19 protein-coding genes are annotated in these 19,155 nt (G+C 60.2%); 13 read left to right on the top strand and 6 right to left on the bottom strand.

Going from position 1 to position 19,155, the window contains the following annotated elements:
* Positions 1-122 precede the first annotated feature (122 nt).
* On the top strand, positions 123-599 hold the full coding sequence (locus tag WMO17_RS05900) for a peptidylprolyl isomerase (RefSeq protein ID WP_349137645.1): 477 nt from the start codon (positions 123-125) through the stop codon (positions 597-599).
* Between the two features lie 67 nt (positions 600-666).
* On the opposite strand, the gene WMO17_RS05895 is transcribed toward WMO17_RS05900, so the two are convergent.
* The 6 genes from WMO17_RS05895 to WMO17_RS05870 form a co-directional block, all read right to left on the bottom strand.
* Positions 667-2,073, bottom strand: coding sequence for an NAD(P)/FAD-dependent oxidoreductase (locus WMO17_RS05895; protein WP_005943497.1), 1,407 nt, complete (start codon positions 2,071-2,073; stop codon positions 667-669).
* Between the two features lie 185 nt (positions 2,074-2,258).
* The gene (locus tag WMO17_RS05890; RefSeq protein WP_349137644.1) at positions 2,259-2,963 is read right to left on the bottom strand and encodes an HdeD family acid-resistance protein; all 705 of its coding nucleotides are present in this window, start codon (positions 2,961-2,963) and stop codon (positions 2,259-2,261) included.
* 45 nt (positions 2,964-3,008) lie between these two features.
* Positions 3,009-4,352: an MATE family efflux transporter gene (locus WMO17_RS05885; protein WP_349137643.1), complete on the bottom strand. Its 1,344-nt coding sequence runs from the start codon at positions 4,350-4,352 to the stop codon at positions 3,009-3,011.
* A gap of 381 nt (positions 4,353-4,733) precedes the next feature.
* The gene (locus WMO17_RS05880; RefSeq protein ID WP_097774644.1) at positions 4,734-5,339 is read right to left on the bottom strand and encodes a cytidylate kinase-like family protein; all 606 of its coding nucleotides are present in this window, start codon (positions 5,337-5,339) and stop codon (positions 4,734-4,736) included.
* A 54-nt stretch (positions 5,340-5,393) separates the two neighbouring features.
* A complete protein-coding gene (locus tag WMO17_RS05875; RefSeq protein ID WP_338427705.1) occupies positions 5,394-6,758 on the bottom strand; it encodes a hypothetical protein in 1,365 nt (454 codons plus the stop codon).
* A 30-nt stretch (positions 6,759-6,788) separates the two neighbouring features.
* A complete protein-coding gene (locus WMO17_RS05870) occupies positions 6,789-7,631 on the bottom strand; it encodes a DUF624 domain-containing protein (RefSeq protein WP_097781200.1) in 843 nt (280 codons plus the stop codon).
* 220 nt (positions 7,632-7,851) lie between these two features.
* Between WMO17_RS05870 and WMO17_RS05865 the strand changes: the two genes are divergently transcribed.
* From WMO17_RS05865 to WMO17_RS05810, 12 genes are all read left to right on the top strand, one after another.
* Positions 7,852-8,577 (top strand): lysophospholipid acyltransferase family protein, encoded by a 726-nt coding sequence (locus WMO17_RS05865; protein WP_349137642.1) that lies wholly within the window; start codon positions 7,852-7,854, stop codon positions 8,575-8,577.
* 25 nt (positions 8,578-8,602) lie between these two features.
* Entirely contained in the window at positions 8,603-9,355 is a 753-nt protein-coding gene (locus tag WMO17_RS05860) for a hypothetical protein (RefSeq protein WP_349137641.1), read from the top strand.
* Between the two features lie 3 nt (positions 9,356-9,358).
* Positions 9,359-9,538, top strand: a complete 180-nt coding sequence (locus WMO17_RS05855; protein WP_349137640.1) for a hypothetical protein — start codon at positions 9,359-9,361, stop codon at positions 9,536-9,538.
* A 303-nt stretch (positions 9,539-9,841) separates the two neighbouring features.
* Positions 9,842-10,912: a bifunctional chorismate mutase/prephenate dehydratase gene (locus WMO17_RS05850; protein ID WP_120020030.1), complete on the top strand. Its 1,071-nt coding sequence runs from the start codon at positions 9,842-9,844 to the stop codon at positions 10,910-10,912.
* Complete coding sequence (gene aroB, locus WMO17_RS05845; protein ID WP_097774639.1) at positions 10,909-11,952, top strand: 3-dehydroquinate synthase; 1,044 nt, start codon at positions 10,909-10,911, stop codon at positions 11,950-11,952. The genes WMO17_RS05850 and aroB overlap by 4 nt, the downstream gene beginning before the upstream one ends.
* Before the next feature lie 3 nt (positions 11,953-11,955).
* Positions 11,956-13,101, top strand: coding sequence for a chorismate synthase (gene aroC / locus WMO17_RS05840; RefSeq protein ID WP_349137639.1), 1,146 nt, complete (start codon positions 11,956-11,958; stop codon positions 13,099-13,101).
* A 1-nt stretch (position 13,102) separates the two neighbouring features.
* Positions 13,103-14,365, top strand: coding sequence for a shikimate kinase (locus WMO17_RS05835; protein WP_349137638.1), 1,263 nt, complete (start codon positions 13,103-13,105; stop codon positions 14,363-14,365).
* A complete protein-coding gene (locus WMO17_RS05830; protein WP_097774636.1) occupies positions 14,346-14,810 on the top strand; it encodes a type II 3-dehydroquinate dehydratase in 465 nt (154 codons plus the stop codon). Before WMO17_RS05835 ends, WMO17_RS05830 begins: the two co-directional genes overlap by 20 nt.
* Before the next feature lie 153 nt (positions 14,811-14,963).
* Positions 14,964-15,980 (top strand): 3-deoxy-7-phosphoheptulonate synthase, encoded by a 1,017-nt coding sequence (aroF, locus tag WMO17_RS05825; protein ID WP_097781196.1) that lies wholly within the window; start codon positions 14,964-14,966, stop codon positions 15,978-15,980.
* Positions 15,981-15,986: 6 nt separating this feature from the next.
* Positions 15,987-17,258 (top strand): 3-phosphoshikimate 1-carboxyvinyltransferase, encoded by a 1,272-nt coding sequence (gene aroA, locus WMO17_RS05820; protein ID WP_349137637.1) that lies wholly within the window; start codon positions 15,987-15,989, stop codon positions 17,256-17,258.
* Positions 17,251-18,114, top strand: a complete 864-nt coding sequence (locus tag WMO17_RS05815; RefSeq protein ID WP_349137636.1) for a prephenate dehydrogenase — start codon at positions 17,251-17,253, stop codon at positions 18,112-18,114. The genes aroA and WMO17_RS05815 overlap by 8 nt, the downstream gene beginning before the upstream one ends.
* Before the next feature lie 15 nt (positions 18,115-18,129).
* Complete coding sequence (locus WMO17_RS05810) at positions 18,130-19,089, top strand: helix-turn-helix transcriptional regulator (RefSeq protein ID WP_349137635.1); 960 nt, start codon at positions 18,130-18,132, stop codon at positions 19,087-19,089.
* Positions 19,090-19,155: the final 66 nt, after the last annotated feature.

The following is a 19,155-nucleotide window of genomic DNA, read 5'->3' as shown; positions in this document are numbered from 1 at the left end:
CGTTGCATCTGCGGCGTTGCAACCCCCAAAACCTATGGTATACTATAAGAGATATCCGGCAGGCCTTCTGCCGAACACTCCCGCACTGCTGCGGGGCAACACAAAAGGAGTATTGTAGCGTTATGGTTCGCATTACTATGGAAGACGGCGGCATCATCGATATCGAGCTGAACGAAGAAGCCGCTCCTATCACCTGTGAGAATTTCAAGAAGCTGGTCAGCGAGGGCTTTTACAACGGCCTGACCTTCCACCGCGTGATCCCCGGCTTTATGATCCAGGGCGGCTGCCCGCTGGGCAACGGCACCGGCGGCCCCGGCTGGAACATCAAGGGCGAGTTTGCTGCAAACGGCGTGAACAATCCGCTCAAGCACACCCGCGGCGTGATCAGCATGGCACGCGCCATGAACCCCAACAGCGCCGGCAGCCAGTTCTTCATCATGCATCAGGATGCACCTCATCTGGACGGCCAGTACGCTGCCTTTGGCAAGGTGGTTGCAGGCATGGATGTTGTGGATAAGATCGCAGCTGTCCGCACCGACTGGAACGATAAGCCCACCACCCCGGTCAAGATGAAGACCGTGGAGCTCATTGGGGGCTGATTTTTAAACCTAAAAAATCCCGACACCTTGCGGTGCCGGGATTTTTTGTTTTTGTTGATGCTTGTTTTTAGCAGCCTTCCTTTTCGGCCAGCTTGCGGCCCATGAGCACGCCCATGACCGAAGCCATCATCAGACCGCGGGTCCAGCCGGAGGAGTCGCCCAGACAGTGCAGGCCCTTGATGTTGGTGTCAAGGTTCTCGTCCATCTTCACCTTGTTGGAGTAGAACTTCAGCTCCGGGCTGTACAGCAGGGTCTCGTTAGCGGCAAAGCCGGGCACCACCATATCCAGCATCTTGATGAACTCAATGATGTTGGTCATGGCGCGGTAGGGCATGGCGGCGGTAATGTCGCCTGCCACGGCATCCTTCAGGGTGGGCTTCACGTTGGACTGGGCCAGCTCCTTCTGCCAGGTGCGCTTGCCGTCCAGAATGTCGCCGTAGCGCTGCACCATGATGTGGCCTGCGCCCAGCATGTTGGTCAGCTCGCCCACCTTCTGTGCGTAGGCAATGGGCTGGTTGAACGGCTCGGTAAAGTTGTGGGAGACCAGAATCGCAAGGTTGGTGTTCTCGCTCTTTTTCTCCTTGAAACTGTGGCCGTTGACCACGGCAAGGTCGTTGTCGTAGTTTTCCTGCGCCACAAAGCCGCCGGGGTTCTGGCAGAAGGTGCGCACCTTGTTCTTCCAGGGCTTGGGGTAGCCAATGAGCTTGGACTCATACAGCACCTTGTTCACCTTTTCCATGACCTCGTTGCGGCACTCCACGCGCACACCGATGTCCACGGTGCCGGGCTTATGGGCGATGTGGTGCTCGGCGCAGATCTTTTCCAGCCAGTCTGCGCCGCGGCGGCCGGTGCCAATGACCACGGTATCCGCATACACAGGCCGGACCTGATCGCCGTCCTTCAGCAGCACGCCCTTGCACTCCTCATTCTCAAGGATGATGTTCTCGCACTCAGTATTGAACAGCATCTCCACGCCGTTGTCGGCCAGATAGTTCTGGATGGCAAGGTACAGCTGCTGTGCCTTCTCTGTGCCCAGATGGCGGATCGGGCAGTCCACCAGCTTCAGGCCGGCATGGATGGCGTTCTTGCGGATCTCCTTGATCTCCTCGCCGGTGTAGATGCCCTCCACATGGGGGTCTGCGCCGAACTCAAGATAGATCTTGTCGGTGTAGTCGATAAGCTCCTGTGCAAACTCCTCTCCGATCAGGGCGGGCAGGTCGCCGCCCACCTCATAGGAGAGGCTCAGCTTGCCATCCGAGAAGGCACCTGCACCGGAAAAGCCGGTGGTGATGGCGCAGGTGGGGCGGCAGTTGACGCAGTGGCCCACTTCGGCTTTGGGGCAGTGGCGCTTTTCCACGGGCTTGCCCTTTTCCACCAGCAGCATCTTCTTTTTGCTGCCGTGGCGCAGCAGCTCCACAGCGGTAAAAATGCCAGCCGGGCCGGCACCGACAATAATCAGATCATACTTTTCCATTTCTCTTTTATCCTTTGCTGTTTTGATTGCGAACTCCTTCCGTCAAACCCTTCGGGTTTGCCAGCTCCCTCATTGAGGGAGCCTTTGGCATTCCGGCAAACTTCCGCGGAAACGGAAAATCTCCGGTTTGGCCAGAGGCCCCATCCCAGAGGGGGCTGTCTGCGAAGCAGACTGGAGGAGTTTCCTTATTTCTCGTTCTCCTGTTCCACAGTGGCGCTCTCATCTACCTCGTCCAGTTCCACGGCAGTGGCCTCGGCATCGGTGCGGGTCACATCCGGGGCGACCACGCCGTCACCGTTCAGGTCTTCACCGGTCAGGGACTCCAGCATGGACTGAGTCTCCGGGTGCAGCTTGGCAAAACGGCGCACGGCCAGCACCGTGTACAGGGCGCTGAGCAGGTTGATGGAACCCTCCACGATCAGGATGATGCCAATGGCCATGACCAGCGTTTCCATGGTGCCGAAGGGGTTCAGGATCATGATAACGCCCAGCACCACGCTGAGCACCGGCAGCAGCAGAAAGCTCTTCCAGCTGGAATAGCCGCAGCGGCGCAGGTCCAGTGCGTTCTGCACACGACTGATGCTGTCAAAGATCACGAACAGGCCGAACACGACGGGCAGGATACTCACCACGATGTCGCTGCGCAGGATCAGGAACGCACCCAATGCCAGACAGATGATGCCGGAGATCAGGGTGAGCTGGCTCTGGAACACACCGCGTTCCACCACAAAATAGCGGATGAGCTGCACCGCCGCGCAGGCCAGCACCACAGCGCCCAGCGCATAGCACACGATGTTCAGGGCCGTGGTGGGCTTCATGAGCAGAAAAACGCCCAGACCCAGATACAGCGCACTCATGAGCACCAGATTCCATTTGAGCTTTTTTACCATAGAGATCACGTTCCTTTCCTTTGCAGGGACAGTTTTTCACGCCCCTCATTCGGCAGGGGAATACATGGGGGCAATGATGTTTTTGTTGATGCGGGCGTAGAAGCCAAGGCTCAGCAGGACACTGACGATCTCAGCGATGAGGAAGGCCCACCAGACATTGTTGACATTGCCGGTCTGTGCCAGCAGCCATGCGGCCGGCAGCAGCACGAACAGCTGACGGCAGACCGAAACGATCAGGCTGAACACACCGTTGCCCAGTGCCTGAAACACCGAGCTGAGCACGATGCTGGCACCCGCCAGCAGGAAATGCAGGCAGATGATGCGCATGGCCGGGATGCCAATGGCCAGCATGGCATCACTGGCCGCAAAGATGCCCAGCACCTTATCCGGCGCGAACTGGAAGATGCAGAAACCAATGAGCATGATGCACTCGGCATAGCAGACTGCCAGCTTGATGGTTTTTTTCACGCGGTCCGGTCTGCGGGCACCGTAGTTGTAGCTGATGATGGGCACCATGCCGTTGTTCAAGCCAAAGATGGGCATGAACACGAAGCTCTGCAGCTTGAAGTACACACCGAACACCGCCACCGCCGTGGCCGAGAAGCTCATGAGGATCAGGTTCATGCCAAAGGTCATCAGGCTGCCCACGCACTGCATGGCAATGCTGGGCAGGCCCACCGTGTAGATGCGGCCAATGGCCTTGGCACTGGGGCGGAAGCCCTTGAAGCTGATCTGGATATCTGGGTTTTTGTTCAGGTTGAAGAACAGGGTCATGCCTGCGCCGCAGAACTGGCCGATGACCGTTGCCACAGCTGCGCCGGTGGTACCACTGAGGGCCTCACCGCAGTAGCCAAAGATGAAAATGGGGTCCAGAATGATGTTCACCACGGCACCCACCAGCTGACTGATCATGCTCAGGTAGGTGCGGCCGGTAGCGGCCAGCAGCTTTTCGCCCATGGTCTGGGTGAAAAGGCCCAGACTGAAGATGCAGCACACCGAAAGATACTGGATGCCCTGCTGCGCAATAGCCGCATCACTGGTCTGTGCATAAAAATAGGGCTTCATGCAGGTAAGGCCAATGACGAGGAACACCACGAAGCTGCACAGCGAAAGAAAGATGCCGTTTTTCGCCGTGGCATTGGCGCGGCTCTGGTTCTTTTCGCCCAGACTTTTGGACAGCATGGCGTTCACGCCTACGCCGGTGCCCACGCCCACAGCGATCATCACATTCTGCAGCGAGAAGGCGAGGGACACAGCGGTGAGGGCGCTTTCACTCACATGGGACACGAACACCGAGTCCACCACGTTGTAAAGCGCCTGCACCAGCATGGAGATCATCATGGGCACGCTCAGCTTGACCAGCAGAGGGTTGATCTCCATGGTGCCCATAATGTTTTCCCGCGTTTGGGCGGGAGAGGTTTGGGGTTGCTTTGTTTCCACGTTTGCTCCTTTTGATGTTGAGGTTACAGGGAATATGGCAAGGCCGCTGCCAAATAACTCCTTCCGTCATCGCTGCGCGATGCCACCGCTCCCCTTTTTGTCACTTGCGTGACATCTTCCCCCGGCCGGGGGAAGTCTTTCTCAATGAGGGAGGCATTGGCAAAATCAGGAACTCCATCATACTGCCAAAGGCTCCCTCTTCGAGGGAGCTGGCACGGCGGGAGCCGTGACTGAAGGAGTAAAACAGTCGCCGTTGCCCGAAACGTGGGCAGGGTGCAAAAGCACCCTACCCACGAATCATCGTTGTTTTATTTTGAAGTGCCCGGGCGGTCAGCCAAGGTTCTTCTCCTTGGCGGCGGCTGCGTCCAGGATCATCTTCACGCAGGTCTCGCGGCCCAGAGCAGCGTTGATGGCCAGATCATAGTTGTGGGCATCACCCCAGCGGTTCTGGGTGTAGTAGTTGTAGTAGGCAGAACGGTTGCGGTCGGTCTTTTCCACCTCGTCCTTGATGCCCTTTTCGTCCTTGGCCTTGACCAGAGGATTGGTCTTTGCGTATTCCAGCCGCCACTCCTTGGGGGCGTACACGAACACGCGCAGCACATCCTTGCGCTCACGCAGCACATAGTCGCCGCAGCGGCCCAGGATCACGCAGGGGCCTTCCTCGGCCAGCTGCTTGATGATGCGGCTCTGAAGAATGAACACCTGATCGCCCAGCGGCAGCTCATTGCCCATGGTGTACAGACTGTACAGCAGGCTGTGAGTATGCCGTTTTTCACTGGCGGCAACAGCTTCTTCCGAAAGACCGGAGTGCTTTGCTGCCATGGTAATCAGCTCTTTGTCGTAAAGCTTGATGCCCAGCGCATTTGCCACATCTTCAGCGATGTAGCGGCCGCCCGTGCAGTATTCACGTCCCAAAGTGATGATCGTCTTTGCCATAATGTGTTCCTCCTATGTCTTGATCTATAGCCCAAAGGCTTTGGGTCGGGCCGGTCATTCCGCCGGCTTTTCCTGTGCCTGGGAAACAGGTTGCTCCGGCGTGGGGCGCGGCTTTGGCAGCCGCACCTCCGCCACGCGCATGGCACCGGTCTGGTCCACTGCATACACGCTGCAGCGGCAGCCTGCGGCCACGATCTTTTCCGGGAAGCGGATGCCGCCCTCCGGCGTGCGCTCCATCCGGCAGAAGCTGCGGTGGGCGGTGGTGGCGTGGGCCACACCGTCGTGGCACGCACAGGCCACCCAGCCGGAAAAGCCTTCCGGCAGCGGGTCCTTCACGCCGCGCTGCTCAAAATAATAAACGTCTGCCGTCTCGCCGGGCACCAGCTCGCAGCGCATCCGCAGCGGACGGTTGGCGGCAACATCGCGGGGTTTTGCCCGCAGGGCGATGGCGCGCCCGGTAAAGTAACGCATAAAGTCCACCAGTGCCATGGTGCAGTTCACTGCGCCGTTGGAATCTGCGGTGGGGTCGTTCAGCAGCACATAATCTGCCATTACGGCATCGTCGTGGCCAAAGCCGCGCAGGCCCATCCAGACCCGCACCGGGTCCCGCTGGCCGCGGATGCGCCGCTCCACCTGCACTGCCACACAGCAGTCATCGTGGATCTGGGCACGCAGGTCGGCAAGGTCCATCCATGCCTGCCAGCAGGGGTAGCCGCAGCAGCCGGCGGCAGCAGCCGCAAAGGCCGCATTGGCGGTGGTGCTGTGGGCCATGTCCTCCATCACATAGGCCACTTCTTCGGGCAGGACATCCTCGCCCCAGCAGTTCATCAGTGCCGCCATGACCAGCGGCAGATCCATGGTGCGGCCAAAGCTGGGATCGTGGGCGGAAAGGCAGTATTCCGGCAGATAGAGCTGCCGGTTCAGCGGGTGGCCGTTGTGCTTTTCCCACGCCAGCGGCCGCACTGCCGCGGCCAGCAGGCGCACTGCGGGCGAGACCTTGTCATCGTTGGTGGAAAGGTTCACCTGCAGCTGCACGCCGGTGCCGCCGCCGGGCGTTGCCACGGTCACGGTATCGCCCATGAGGAAGATCATGCCGTCGTCACTCTGGGAATTGCAGCTGCAGCGGGGGTAGCCCGGCGCCCACTTGCCAAAGCTCATCCAGCCGGTCCAGTTTCCTCCGGCATATACCCGGCAGCGCACCTCCACCATGGTGTTGTGGGGCGCAAAGGCGTTCCAGCTGACATTCAGGTTGCAGAAGGCCGGCATGGCAAATTCCGGCGTGGTGTAGCTGCCGTATTGCAGGCAGCGGCCCGCCACGCTGTCCAGCACCAGTGCACCGCCGTCCAGTGCCACATTGTCCAGCTGCCCGCGGGAGAAGGTCTCGGTGCCCTGCAAAACCAGATTATTCCGTTGTTCCATGGAGCACCCCTCCTTTGCGGAAGTTCAAATTTACTCTTCGGTGTCGTCGGTTCTTTCGCCGTAATCCTCTTGGAGAGCGGCTTCCAGCTCGGCATCCTTCATTTTGCGGATGCTCTCCTCAATGTGGAACACCTTTTCAATATCGCCGTAGATGATCTGGCAGGATACTTCGGTCACGAACCAGAAGCCGAAGATCAGCATGAGCAGCAGGCCCAGCGGCATGCACAGGATCACCACGCCCCAGAACAGGATCTGCACGATGGCCGCCGCCAGTGCGTGGGGCAGGAACGCGATCATGCAGTTGATGCTGTTTTTCACGGTCAGGCTGAAGGGCTGATCCAGCAGCACCACCTGCGGCCACATGTAGGCGAACAGCATCTGGAAGATGAGCAGGTTCAGCACCGTGGCCACCCACAGCGGCACGCCCACATTGGTGCCCTTGCTCAGCATATTGAAGCAGAAATACACAAGGAAGATCTGCGCCGTGACCACCACACAGTAGAAGATGCCCGGCGCAATGCTGGCCTTGAAGTTGCGCTTGAAGGCACGGCGATAGGTCACCCACCAGTAACCGGCTTCGTCACGCAGGGCACGCAGCACGGTATCGTACATGCCGGCCAGCGCAGGCCCGGCCAGAATGCCGCCTACCACCGCGCTTGCCAGCATGACAGGCAGGCTGTTTGCCAGAAAGCCGATGTACACCAGACAGATCACCGGCAGAAAGCCGATGCAGGCCAGCAGGTTTGCAAGGAACATGCCGTTCATATCACGGCCCACAAGCTCAAAAAAACGGCCCACGCCGGTCTTGCGGGGAGCATCCTTTTCAACGCCCTTACCGGCCTTGAAGTCATTTGCGGAAGGAAATAAACCCATGTTCGTATGGTACCTCTCTCTTCATCCATTGGGCCGGCAGAAAGCATTTCGTGCAGAAAGTGCCATTGTGCTGGCTTTACAACTATAAATATACCCGCATTTTGTCAATTTTGCAAGACCGCAGATCCTCCGATTTGTAAAAAAAGTGTTATTTCTCCCCTTTTTACAAAAAGTGTGATACAATGACAATGGCATATTTTGCCGGAGGGAGGAAAACGCAATGAGCATTTTTCGCACGATTGCGATGTTTATTTACTTATTTGGTTATATGATCGTCCATTATGGCGTGCTGCGCCGGGCGGAACGCGCTCTGGCTGCAGGCGACATGCAGCTGGTGGAAGAGCTTGTCAACAAGCATATCCCGCACTGGAGCCGGGGCATTTTAAAGGTGACCGGCGTTTCCCTGAGCGTGGAGGGCCTTGAGAATATCCCCAAAGATACGGCCTGCGTGTTCGTGGGCAACCACCGCAGCTACTACGACATCCCGCTTTTGCTGGCCAGTCTGGATAAGCCCCACGGCATCCTTGCCAAGGAAGAACTGGAAAAGATCCCGCTGCTGAACCGCTGGATGAAGCTGCTGGGCTGCGTGTTCGTGCAGCGCGACGACCTGCGGGCATCCGTGCGCGCCCTGAACGATGCCACTGCCATTGTGGAGAGCGGCAAGAGCTTCGTCATTTTCCCGGAGGGCACCCGCTACAAGGGAGAAGAGGGCGGTGCCGGTGAGTTCAAGGCCGGTGCATTCCGCATTGCCGTCAAGACCGGCGCACCGGTGATTCCGGTGGCCATTACCGGTGCACGTGCCCTGTTTGAGAACAATGGCAACCTGTGCCATCCGGGCAGCGTGCATATCAAGGTGCTGCCGCCCATCCGGACTGCAGGCATGAGCAAGGCCGAGCAGAAGCAGCTGCCGGACGCTGTGCGTCAGGCCATTCTGGCACAGCTGTAAATCAGAACTTGGAGGGAACTGCCCCATGGCAAGCTACCGTTACGAACGCGATATCGACCCCAAAGACCTCCAGCCCCGCAAACAGCGCCAGTACACCCGCAAGGAACGCTGGGCCAACTGGTGGGATTATAACCTCAAGTGGGTCATCATCATCGGCATCATCGTGGTGTTTTTCGGCTACAACTTCATCGGGCAGTATTTCTTTACCGTCCATGCAGACTATAACGTGGCCGTGGTGGCCCCCCACTACCTGCCGGAAGCCACCCAGACCGCCCTGCAGGACGCCCTTGCCGCCTACGGCGAAGACCGGAACGGTGACGGCAAGGTGGTGGTAAAGCTGAACCTCTACACCATGGACTTTGGCAACGAGGACTCGGACGCCTACCTTGACATGGCAGGCACCACCAAGCTTTCCACCGACATTCAGGGCGCGCTGAGTTCCATCTTCATCCTGTACGACCCAGCCGGGTTCCAGCAGACCACCGGCACCCTGCGCTACCTCGACGGCAGCCTGCCGCAGTCCGACGCAGACAGTGACTGGTGGAACATGGTCTACCGCTGGACCGACTGCCCGGTGCTGGCGGGCCTTGATCTGGGCGATTACGCTTCTGATGCTGTGCAGAGCGAAAGCGGCTCCAGTCAGGAGCTGCTCAGCCGGTACTACATCGGCATCCGCGGTGCATGGAACAAAGATACCGCCGACCTGCTGGCTGGCGGTGAGGCGCTCTGGAGTGCCCTGACCGCCGGGGCTGTTTCCACCGCCGGGGCCGAGGGGTGAGCCATGCGGTTCCGGATAACGCGCGGCGGGCCCGCCGCACAGCTCCGCTTTGACCGGACGGCAAAACCGGTGGTAAAGCCACAGCCGGAAAATCCGGTCTCCCTTGCGGCGGCGCTGGACAATCCCTACGGGAGATATTACGGCAAAGCCCGCAGCAGGGAAGAACTGCTGAAAAACAGATAATATTCAAATAAAACTCCCCCAGTCGCCTTCGGCGACAGCCCCCTCGGGGATGGGGCCTTTGGCAGAACCGGAAACTTTTCCGCTTTGTCAAAGGCTCCCTCTTTGAGGGAGCTGGCAAACCCGCAAGGGTTTGACTGAGGGAGTTCGTTTTCTATTTTGTTCTTTTTACACATATCTGATTTGAAATATTCTCCCCTTTGAAACGCCGGAGGTTTTGTTGTTTCTCCGTCCCAGTTATGGTATACTTACTGGGTATCTATTATCTTGATGGTATTTATCATACATGCAAAAGGATGTGAACCCATGGACGCACTGGAACAGGCACGCGCCGAGATCGACACGGTGGATGCCCAGCTGGCTGCGCTGTTTGAGCGGCGGATGGCTGCTGTGCTGCAGGTGGCCGAATACAAAAGAGCCCATGGCCTGCCCGTTTACGATGCCGCCCGCGAGACGGCAGTGCTGGAAAAGGCTGCGGCCCGCATTCAGGACCCGGCCCTGCGGCCCTACTATAAAGACCACGTGCAGAACCTGATGGACGTGGCAAAGCAGTACGAAGCCGTGGTGCTGGGCCAAAACCGCGCCGCCTATCAGGGCGTGGAGGGCGCTTTTGCCCACATTGCCCTCCGGGCGCTGTTCCCCCACGCCGAGGCTGTGAGCTACCCCACCTGGGACGAGGTGTTTGACGCGGTGGAACGCGGCGATGCTGCCCGGGGCGTCGTTCCCTTTGAGAACAGCCATGCGGGCGATGTTTCCGCCGTGCTGGATCTGTGCTATAACCATCCGGCGCTGTGGGTGGTGGATGTGTACGATCTGCCCATCTCCCAGAATCTTCTGGTGCTGCCGGGCACAAAACTCGACCAGATCAAAAGCGTCTACAGCCACCAGCAGGCCATCGCCCAGAGCGAGACCTTTTTAAGGCAGTTCGGCCTGCCCGCCACCGCCATGGCCAACACCGCCATGGCCGCAAAGTTCGTGGCCGAAAGCGGCGACTCCTCCAAAGCGGCCATTGCAAGCGTGGAGACGGCGGCACTGTACGGGCTGGAGGTGCTGGTGCCCAGCATCAACACCGACGGCGACAACACCACCCGCTTTATCGTGCTCAGCCGCGAAAAGCCTACCGGCGGCAACCGGTTCTCGCTGCTGTTCACGGTGGACAACAAACCCGGCAAGCTGGGCGAGGTGATCCAGATCATCGGTGCCAGCGGCTTCAATATGGAGTCCATCAAGAGCCGGCCCATGCCTCATGTGCCGTTTGAATATTATTTTTACGTGGAGCTGGTGGGCGACCCCACCGCCGACGAGACCGCCGCGCTGCTGCGTGAGCTTGACCGCACCTGCCGTACCGTGCGGCTGTTAGGAGTGTATACCAAATGAGTGAATTTATCGGAACCAAGCTGACCATGAATCTGGGCGAGCGCAGCTATGACATCATCGTCAAGAGCGGCTCGCTGGAAAACCTGTACCAGTTCGCCCGGCTGGACCGCCGTGTGGCCGTTGTGACCGACAGCGGTGTGCCCGCACAGTACGCCCAGATGGTGGCCGACCAGTGCAAGGATGCCCACATCATCACGGTGCCGCAGGGCGAAGCCAGCAAGAGCTTTAAAATTCTGGAATCCGTCCTCAAGCAGATGCTGGAGTTCGGCATGGGCCGCGGCGATCTGGTGATCGCCGTGGGCGGCGGCGTGGTGGGCGATCTGGCCGGTTTTGCCGCTTCCATCTACATGCGGGGCATCGACTTCATCAACTGCCCCACCACCACCCTTTCCATGATTGATTCCTCCATCGGCGGCAAGACCGCCGTGGATCTGGGCGATACCAAAAACATCGTGGGCGCTTTCTGGCAGCCCAAGCTCGTCATCGTGGATCCGGACACCCTTGCCACCCTGCCCCGCCGCCACTTCATCAACGGTCTGGCAGAAGCCGTCAAGGCAAGCCTGCTGGCAGACCCCGAGCTGTTCGCGATCTTTGAAAATGGCGACGTGGATGCCCAGATCGGCGAGATTATCTGCCGCAGCCTGCGGTTCAAGAAGAACATCGTGGAGCAGGACGAGACTGAGCAGGGCATGCGCAAGGCGCTCAACTTCGGCCACACCATCGGCCACGGCATCGAGGCCGTCAAGGGCATCAAGGGCCGCCGCACCGTGGGCCTTTACCACGGCGAGTGCGTGGCGCTGGGCATGCTGCCCATGATCGAATCCAAGGCACTGCAGAAGCGGGTGCGCGCGGTGTACCGCCGCCTCGGCCTGCCCACCCGCACTACTTACGATAAGGAAAAGGTGCTGGCTGAAATGCTGCACGACAAAAAGGCACAGAGCGGCCAGATCACCATTATCAAGGTGCCGGGTCTGGGCTGCTGGCGCGCCGAGACCATCCCGGTGGAGGGCCTGCGTCCCCTGCTGGGCATTGAGGAGTAAGCCATGAAAAATACATTCGGCAGCGACCTTTCGCTGACCATTTTCGGCGAGAGCCACGGCCGCGCCATCGGCGCGGTGTTGGACGGCATGGCCGCAGGCCTGCCGGTGGACGAGGCATTTCTTGCCGCCTGCATGGACAAGCGCCGCGCCCGGGGCGACGGCCTGTCCACTCCCCGGGTGGAGGCAGATGCCGTGCAGCTGCTGTCCGGCGTGGTGAACGGCCGCACCACCGGCACCGCCATTGCTCTGATGATCGAAAATACCAACACCCGCAGCGGCGATTACGCCAAGACCGCAGACCTTCTGCGCCCCGGCCATGCAGACTACACCGCCTACGCCAAGTACCACGGCTTTCAGGATGCGCGCGGCGGCGGGCACTTCTCCGGCCGGGTGACGGCCGCCCTTGTGGCGGGCGGTGCCATTGTGCTGAGCGCACTGCGCCGTGCGGGCATCGACATCACCACCCATATCGCAGAGTGCGCTGGCATTGCGGACACCCGCTTTGCACAGGATGATGCCGCACAGCTGGCTGCGCAGGTGGAAGCCCTTGCCAGCAAGCCCGAGGGCTTTGCGGTGCTGGATGAAACCGTAGAAGAACCCATGAAAGCCGCCATCCGTGCCGCCGGTGCGGAGGGCGACAGCGTGGGCGGGATGCTGGAAACCGCCATCCTCGGCCTGCCGGCAGGCATCGGTGAGCCCTATTTTGACAGCGTGGAAAGCGAGATCGCACATCTGGCGTTCTCCGTCCCCGCCGTCAAGGGCATCGAGTTCGGCACCGGCTTCGGCTTTGCCGGAATGCGCGGCTCCGAAGCAAACGACGCCTTCCGCATGACACCGGAGGGTGCGGTGGTGACCGCCACCAACCACAATGCGGGCATCAACGGCGGCATCGCCAACGGGATGCCGGTGGTGTTCCGCACCGTGGTCAAACCCACACCCAGCATCTACAAGCAGCAGGATACAGTAGACTATCTTGCCAAAAAGGACGCACAGCTGTCCATTCAGGGCCGTCACGACCCCTGCATCGTGCCCAGAGCCGCCATCGTGCAGACCTGCGCCGCCGCACTGGCTGTGGGCGACCTGCTCACGGCACGCTACGGCGAGGCTTGGATGACCCACCCCACCAGCTTCCGGAAGGAGGACGAGTAAAATGGAATACGGACTCATCGGCGCAAAACTCGGCCACTCCTACTCCAAGATCATCCACGAGATGCTCTGCGGCTACCACTACGACCTGTGCCCTCTGCCCACCGAGGAAGAGGCCCGGGCCTTTCTGGCAAAGCGGCAGTTCAAGGCCATCAATGTGACCATCCCCTATAAAAAGCTGGTGATGGAATACTGCTCCTACATCGACCCGCGGGCCAAGTCCATCGGGGCGGTGAACACGGTGGTGAACAAAAACGGCCTGCTCTACGGCTATAACACCGATTATATGGGCTTTGCCCACCTGTGCGACGCCCACGGCGTGAGCTTTGCAGGCAAAACGGTGGTTATTCTGGGCACCGGCGGCACCCACAACACCACCAGCGCTGTGGCCCGGGACAAGGGCGCGGCAAAGGTGCTCACCGTCAGCCGCCATCCGGACCCGGAAAAGGGCGAACTGAGCTATGCAGAGGCCGTTTCCAGCGGGGCGCAGATCGTGATCAACACCACCCCGGCGGGCATGTACCCCAATGTAGGCGTGTGCAATCTGGACGTTGCCGCCATGCCGGACCTCGAGGCTGTAGTGGATGTGGTGTACAACCCCGACAAGACCGAGCTCATCCTCCGCGCCGAGGAAGCGGGCGTGCCGGTGGCTGTGGGCGGCCTTGAAATGCTGGTGGCGCAGGCGGTGTATGCCGCAGAATATTTTCTGGACCGCAAGTTTGAGGATGCGCCGGTTGAAATTCGGCGCATCACTGCCGCACTGCGCCGGGATATGCTGAACATTGCCCTGATCGGGATGCCCTCTTCCGGCAAGACCACCCTCGGCAGGATGCTGGCAAAGAGCCTTGGCCGTACCTTTGTGGATCTGGATGAGGAGATCGTAAAGACCGATGGCCGCAGCATCCCGGATATCTTTGCAGCCGAGGGCGAGGACGGCTTCCGCACAAAGGAAACTGCCGAAACACAGCGCTTTGGCAAAGAGGGCCGACAGCTCATTTCCTGCGGCGGCGGCATTGTAAAAAAGCCGGAGAATCTGCGTGCTCTGCACCAGAACGGCATCATTCTGTTCATCGACCGGCCGGTGGATGCGCTGGCCGTGGGCGGCGGCAGGCCGCTTTCTTCCAGCATGGACGCACTGCGCCAGATGGAAGCACAGCGCCGTCCGCTGTATCTGGCAGCGGCAGATGCCGTCATTCCCAACAACGGCACGCTGGACGACGCCCTGCATGCCGCCATGGAGGCACTGGATGAAATTTTTGATTCTTAACGGCCCGAACCTCAACATCATGCGCTGGTCGGAGCCGGGCGTACCCGGTGAGCTGGATTATAATGCCATCATGGACTATGTGCAGGCAGGCTGCGAACAGCTGGGCATTGAGACCGACTGCTGCCAGTCCAACCACGAGGGCGACCTCGTGGACGAAATTCAGGCCGCAGCGGGCCGGGTGGACGGCATCGTGCTGAACCCTGGTGCCTACGCCCACTACAGCGTGGCCATTCTGGATGCGCTGCGCCTGTGCGGCGTACCCGCCGTGGAAGTGATGCTGCACGCCCCGGACGAGCGGGAGCCCTTCCGCAAGACGGACGTGGTGTCCTTTGGCTGTCAGGGCCACTTCATCGGCGAAGGCCCGCAGGGCTACCTGCACGCCTGCATCTATCTGGCCCAGTTGCTGCGCACCGACGGCTCCAGCAAGGCGCATATCGTGATGTAAAAACAACCCTCTCAGTCGCCTGCGGCGACAGCTCCCCCGAGGGGGGGAGCTTTTCTGCCCCGGGCACGCCATAAAACCTCCCCCCTCGGGGGAGGTGGCATCGCGTAGCGATGACGGAGAGGGTTTTATAAAACAGGAAAGGAACAAACTCCCATGATCATCTCCACCAAAAAAGGGACTCCGAAGGACGAACTGGAAAAGATCGTTGACAAATTCGAGAAGCAGGGTCTGGACGTGACCCTGATCACCGGCAAGGACTACAACGTGTTCGGTCTGGTGGGCGACACCACCAAGATCGACGAACGGGATGTGCTGGCAAACCCGTGGATCGACAACGTCACCCGCGTGTCCGCGCCCTATAAGCGTGCAAACCGCCTGTTCCACCCGGCAGATTCCGTGATCGACTGCGGCGGCGTGAAGATCGGCGGCAAGGAAAAGATCGCCGTCATGGCAGGCCCCTGCAGCATCGAGGGCGCAGAGCAGGCTCTGCGCATTGCACAGGGCGTGAAGGCCGGCGGTGCCACCCTGTTCCGCGGCGGTGCCTACAAGCCCCGCACCTCTCCCTACTCCTTCCAGGGCCTTGAGACCGAGGGCATTCTGGATATGGTAAAGGCCCGCGAGGCCACCGGCATGCCCATCGTCTCCGAGCTGATGAGCGAGGACCGTATCCCGGAGTTTGAGGAGTACGTGGACGTGGTGCAGATCGGTGCCCGCAACATGCAGAACTTCCAGCTGCTCAAGGCCGTTGGCAAGATGCACAAGCCCGTGCTGCTCAAGCGCGGCCTGTGCAACACCATTGAGGAGTGGATCATGAGCGCCGAGTACATCATGGCCGGCGGCAACGAGCAGGTCATTCTGTGCGAGCGCGGCATCCGTACCTTCGAGAAGTACACCCGCAACACCCTCGATCTCTCTGCAGTGCCCATCATCCACGAAAAGACCCACCTGCCCATCATCGTGGACCCCAGCCACGCCACCGGCAAGGCCAATCTGGTGGAGCCCATGATGATCGCTGCCGTGGCCGCCGGTGCCGACGGTCTGGAAGTGGAGGTCCACTACGACCCTCAGCACGCATGGAGCGACGGCGCACAGTGCCTGACCCCGGATTCCTTCGCACAGGCCATGGCAAAGTGCCGTCAGGTGGCATGGGCCATTGGCCGGGATATGTAACGGCCTATGCTGGTAACGATTCAGAACGCGCGTTCCGTGGGCGGCACCATCACTGCCCCACCCAGCAAGAGCATGGCCCACCGTGCTGTGCTCTGCGCGGCACTGGCCGAGGGCCGCAGCCATATCACGAACCTCGAATTCAGCAAGGACATCTCTGCCACGCTGGGCGCAGCGGCACAGCTGTGCGCCCGTGTGCGCACCGGCGCAGACGATGCTGTGGTGGAAGGGCTGGGGCATTTTGTGCCCCTTGCCGCGCCGGTGGACTGCTGCGAGAGCGGCAGCACCCTGCGCTTTCTCATCCCCATCGCCAGCCTGACCGGACAGGCAGTTTCCTTCACCGGCCGCGGGCGGCTGATGGAGCGGCCTCAGTCGGTGTATGAAGCTCTGTACCGGGAGCAGGGCCTGCGGTTTGAGCAGAGCGCTGCCGGGCTGACCGTGGAAGGGGCACTGGCCCCCGGCGAATACCGCCTTGCAGGCAATGTATCCAGCCAGTTCATCAGTGGGCTGCTGTTTGCTCTGCCGCTGCTTTCCGGCAACAGCACGCTGCACCTCATCCCGCCGGTGGAGAGCCGCAGCTACATCGATATGACCCGCTCTGTGCAGGCAGCCTTCGGTGTGCAGAGCCATTGGCTGGACGAAAACACTCTTGCCATCCCGGGCGGGCAGCACTATCACCCCTGCGATTATACCGTAGAGGGCGATTACAGTCAGGCCGCGTTCCCGGCGGTGCTGGGGGCCGCGTGCGGCGGCGTGACCATCACCGGCCTTGCCCCGGAAACGCTGCAGGGCGATGCCGCCATTCTGGATATCCTGCGCCGCTGCGGCGCGGTGTTTACCCGCACGGCAGAGGGCATCTCTTTTGAAAAGGCCCCCCTGCACGGGGTGGACATCGACCTTGCGGACTGCCCGGACCTTGGCCCTGTGCTCATGGTGCTGGGCCTGCTGTGCGAAGGCACTACAGTCATCCGCAACGCAGAGCGTTTACGCCTGAAGGAGAGTGACCGCATCGCTGCCATGGAGGCCGAGCTGCGTGCCTGCGGCGGCGTGCTGGAAAGCGAGGGCGGCACCATTACGGTGCACGGCTGCGCGAACAGGCTGCACGCTCCGGCAGGTGTTCTGCATGGGCACAATGACCACCGTGTGGTCATGAGCCTTGCGGTGCTGGCCCTGAGTACGGGCATCCCCCTGACCGTGGACGATGCCGAAGCCATTACAAAAAGCTGGCCGAATTTCTTTGAAGCCATCAAGCCCTTGGGCGCGGAGGTGGAATATGCTTGATAAAACAAAACGTTATCTCGTGGTGGGCCTTGGCCTGCTGGGCGGCAAATACGCGCTGGAACTGACGAAAGCCGGTTTCCATGTGGACGGCATCAACCGCAGCGAAGGGCATTTGCAGTACGCGCTAGAGCACGGCTATATCGCCAGCGGCAAGACCCACGATTTTGAGGACCTTGTGAGCAGCGCCGACCACATCATCTTTGGTCTGTACCCCACGGCCCTCATCGAGTGGTTCCGCACCTACGGCCATCTGCTTAAGCCCGGCTGCATCTTTACGGATGTTTCCGGCGTAAAGACCGGCCTTGTGGAGCCGGTGCAGGCCATGTGCCCGGCGGGCGTGGAGTTCATTGCCAGCCACCCGATGGCAGGCCGTGAGACTTCCAGCGTGGAGCACGCCGCCGAGGTGAACTTTGCCCCGGCCAACTTCATCATCACTCCCACGGAAAAGAACACGCCCGAAGCCATTCAGTGGGCAAAGGACCTGGCCGAAGTGCTGGGCTTCCACCACATCTGCACCCTGACGGTGCAGGAGCACGACAAGATGATCGGCTATGTGAGCCAGCTGTGCCACGCCATCGCCGTGAGCCTGATGTGCGCCAACGATAACTCTTCACTGTGCGAGTACACCGGCGACTCCTTCCGTGACCTGACCCGCATTGCACGCATCAACGATAAAATGTGGGCCGAGCTGTTTTTGTGGAATAAGGAAAACCTCATCAGCGAGATCGACCAGTTCGATGCCGCTCTGCAGGAAATGCGCTCTGCTCTTGTGGCCGACGACCGGGATAAGCTGGAAGAGATGTTCCGTCTTTCCACCCAGCGCCGCGCGGCGTTCGACAAAAAACTGCCCGAATAAACCGGAGGTGCTCCCATGCCCAAGCAGGAAGGCCAGAAATCCAAGCTTTTGACCCTTTTGCGTATTCTGGAACAAAAGACCGACGAAGAACACCTGCTCAATGTACCGCAGCTGGTAGAGCTGCTGGAACAGCAGGACATTCTTGCCGAGCGCAAAAGCATCTACAGCGATATCGACACCCTGCGCAGTCTGGGGTATGACATCCAGCTGCGGCGCGGGCGCGGCGGCGGCTACTGGCTGGCCAGCCGCACCTTTGAGCTTTCTGAGCTGAAGCTGCTGGTGGATGCCGTACAGGCCAGCAAGGTTGTGTCGGCACGCACCAGCAGTAAACTCATCCATAAACTGGAAGCCCTCTGCTCCGACTACGAGGGCACCCAGCTGCAGCGTCAGGTGTACGTGGATGGCCGCCCCAAAAGCGACAGCCACACCCTGCTTTACAGCATCGATGCGCTGCACAGCGCCATCAATGCGGGCAGAATGGTGCGGTTCCGCTACAAGGACGGCGGCACCCGCACCGTCAGCCCGTGGCAGCTGGCATGGGAAAACGGCTGCTACTACCTTATCGCTTATCAGGACGAGAAAGAGCCTGCGGGCATCCGCAACTACCGCGTGGACCGCATGTCTTCCGTGACGGTGCTGGGCGATGCCCGCCGGGGCAAGGCCGAGTTCCGCCAGTTTGACCTGCCCGCCTATCTGCGCAAGCACTTCAACATGTTCGGCGGGCCGGAGTACCGGGTCACCCTGCGCTGCACCGCCGACCTAGAAAGCGCCATGCGCGACCGCTTTGGCAAAGCACCGGTCTTTGTTCCGGAAGAAGACGGCACCCACTTCCACTTTGATGTGCCGGTATGCGTCAGCCCCCAGTTCTACGGCTGGGTGTGCGGCTTTGGCGGCAAGGTGGAAGTAACGGCTCCCGCCGAGGTGCGCAAGGGGATACACGATATGGTGCAGGCCCTTGCGAAGCAGCACGATTAAAATGGCCTCCGCTTCGCTCTGGCTATCATCAGATGAAATGATATTTATAATCAGGTTCCGGAAAAA

Origin of the sequence: Faecalibacterium faecis (genome assembly GCF_040096475.1) — a bacterium.
In the GTDB taxonomy this organism is placed as follows: domain Bacteria; phylum Bacillota; class Clostridia; order Oscillospirales; family Ruminococcaceae; genus Faecalibacterium; species Faecalibacterium taiwanense.
The sequence above is the reverse complement of the archived record's forward strand: the minus strand, read 5'-3'. Positions and strand labels throughout refer to the sequence as shown.

Excerpts from the sequence above, each read along its gene's own strand:
- WMO17_RS05850 (WP_120020030.1), top strand. The coding sequence starts at position 9,842 with ATGGACGCACTGGAACAGGCACGCGCCGAGATCGACACGGTGGATGCC.
- WMO17_RS05880 (WP_097774644.1), bottom strand. The coding sequence starts at position 5,339 with ATGGCAAAGACGATCATCACTTTGGGACGTGAATACTGCACGGGCGGC.
- WMO17_RS05815 (WP_349137636.1), top strand. The coding sequence starts at position 17,251 with ATGCTTGATAAAACAAAACGTTATCTCGTGGTGGGCCTTGGCCTGCTG.
- WMO17_RS05860 (WP_349137641.1), top strand. The coding sequence starts at position 8,603 with ATGGCAAGCTACCGTTACGAACGCGATATCGACCCCAAAGACCTCCAG.
- aroF (WP_097781196.1), top strand. The coding sequence starts at position 14,964 with ATGATCATCTCCACCAAAAAAGGGACTCCGAAGGACGAACTGGAAAAG.
- WMO17_RS05830 (WP_097774636.1), top strand. The coding sequence starts at position 14,346 with ATGAAATTTTTGATTCTTAACGGCCCGAACCTCAACATCATGCGCTGG.
- WMO17_RS05870 (WP_097781200.1), bottom strand. The coding sequence starts at position 7,631 with ATGGGTTTATTTCCTTCCGCAAATGACTTCAAGGCCGGTAAGGGCGTT.
- WMO17_RS05855 (WP_349137640.1), top strand. The coding sequence starts at position 9,359 with ATGCGGTTCCGGATAACGCGCGGCGGGCCCGCCGCACAGCTCCGCTTT.
- WMO17_RS05900 (WP_349137645.1), top strand. The coding sequence starts at position 123 with ATGGTTCGCATTACTATGGAAGACGGCGGCATCATCGATATCGAGCTG.
- WMO17_RS05875 (WP_338427705.1), bottom strand. The coding sequence starts at position 6,758 with ATGGAACAACGGAATAATCTGGTTTTGCAGGGCACCGAGACCTTCTCC.
- WMO17_RS05865 (WP_349137642.1), top strand. The coding sequence starts at position 7,852 with ATGAGCATTTTTCGCACGATTGCGATGTTTATTTACTTATTTGGTTAT.
- aroC (WP_349137639.1), top strand. The coding sequence starts at position 11,956 with ATGAAAAATACATTCGGCAGCGACCTTTCGCTGACCATTTTCGGCGAG.
- aroB (WP_097774639.1), top strand. The coding sequence starts at position 10,909 with ATGAGTGAATTTATCGGAACCAAGCTGACCATGAATCTGGGCGAGCGC.
- WMO17_RS05885 (WP_349137643.1), bottom strand. The coding sequence starts at position 4,352 with ATGGGCACCATGGAGATCAACCCTCTGCTGGTCAAGCTGAGCGTGCCC.
- aroA (WP_349137637.1), top strand. The coding sequence starts at position 15,987 with ATGCTGGTAACGATTCAGAACGCGCGTTCCGTGGGCGGCACCATCACT.
- WMO17_RS05810 (WP_349137635.1), top strand. The coding sequence starts at position 18,130 with ATGCCCAAGCAGGAAGGCCAGAAATCCAAGCTTTTGACCCTTTTGCGT.
- WMO17_RS05895 (WP_005943497.1), bottom strand. The coding sequence starts at position 2,073 with ATGGAAAAGTATGATCTGATTATTGTCGGTGCCGGCCCGGCTGGCATT.
- WMO17_RS05890 (WP_349137644.1), bottom strand. The coding sequence starts at position 2,963 with ATGGTAAAAAAGCTCAAATGGAATCTGGTGCTCATGAGTGCGCTGTAT.
- WMO17_RS05835 (WP_349137638.1), top strand. The coding sequence starts at position 13,103 with ATGGAATACGGACTCATCGGCGCAAAACTCGGCCACTCCTACTCCAAG.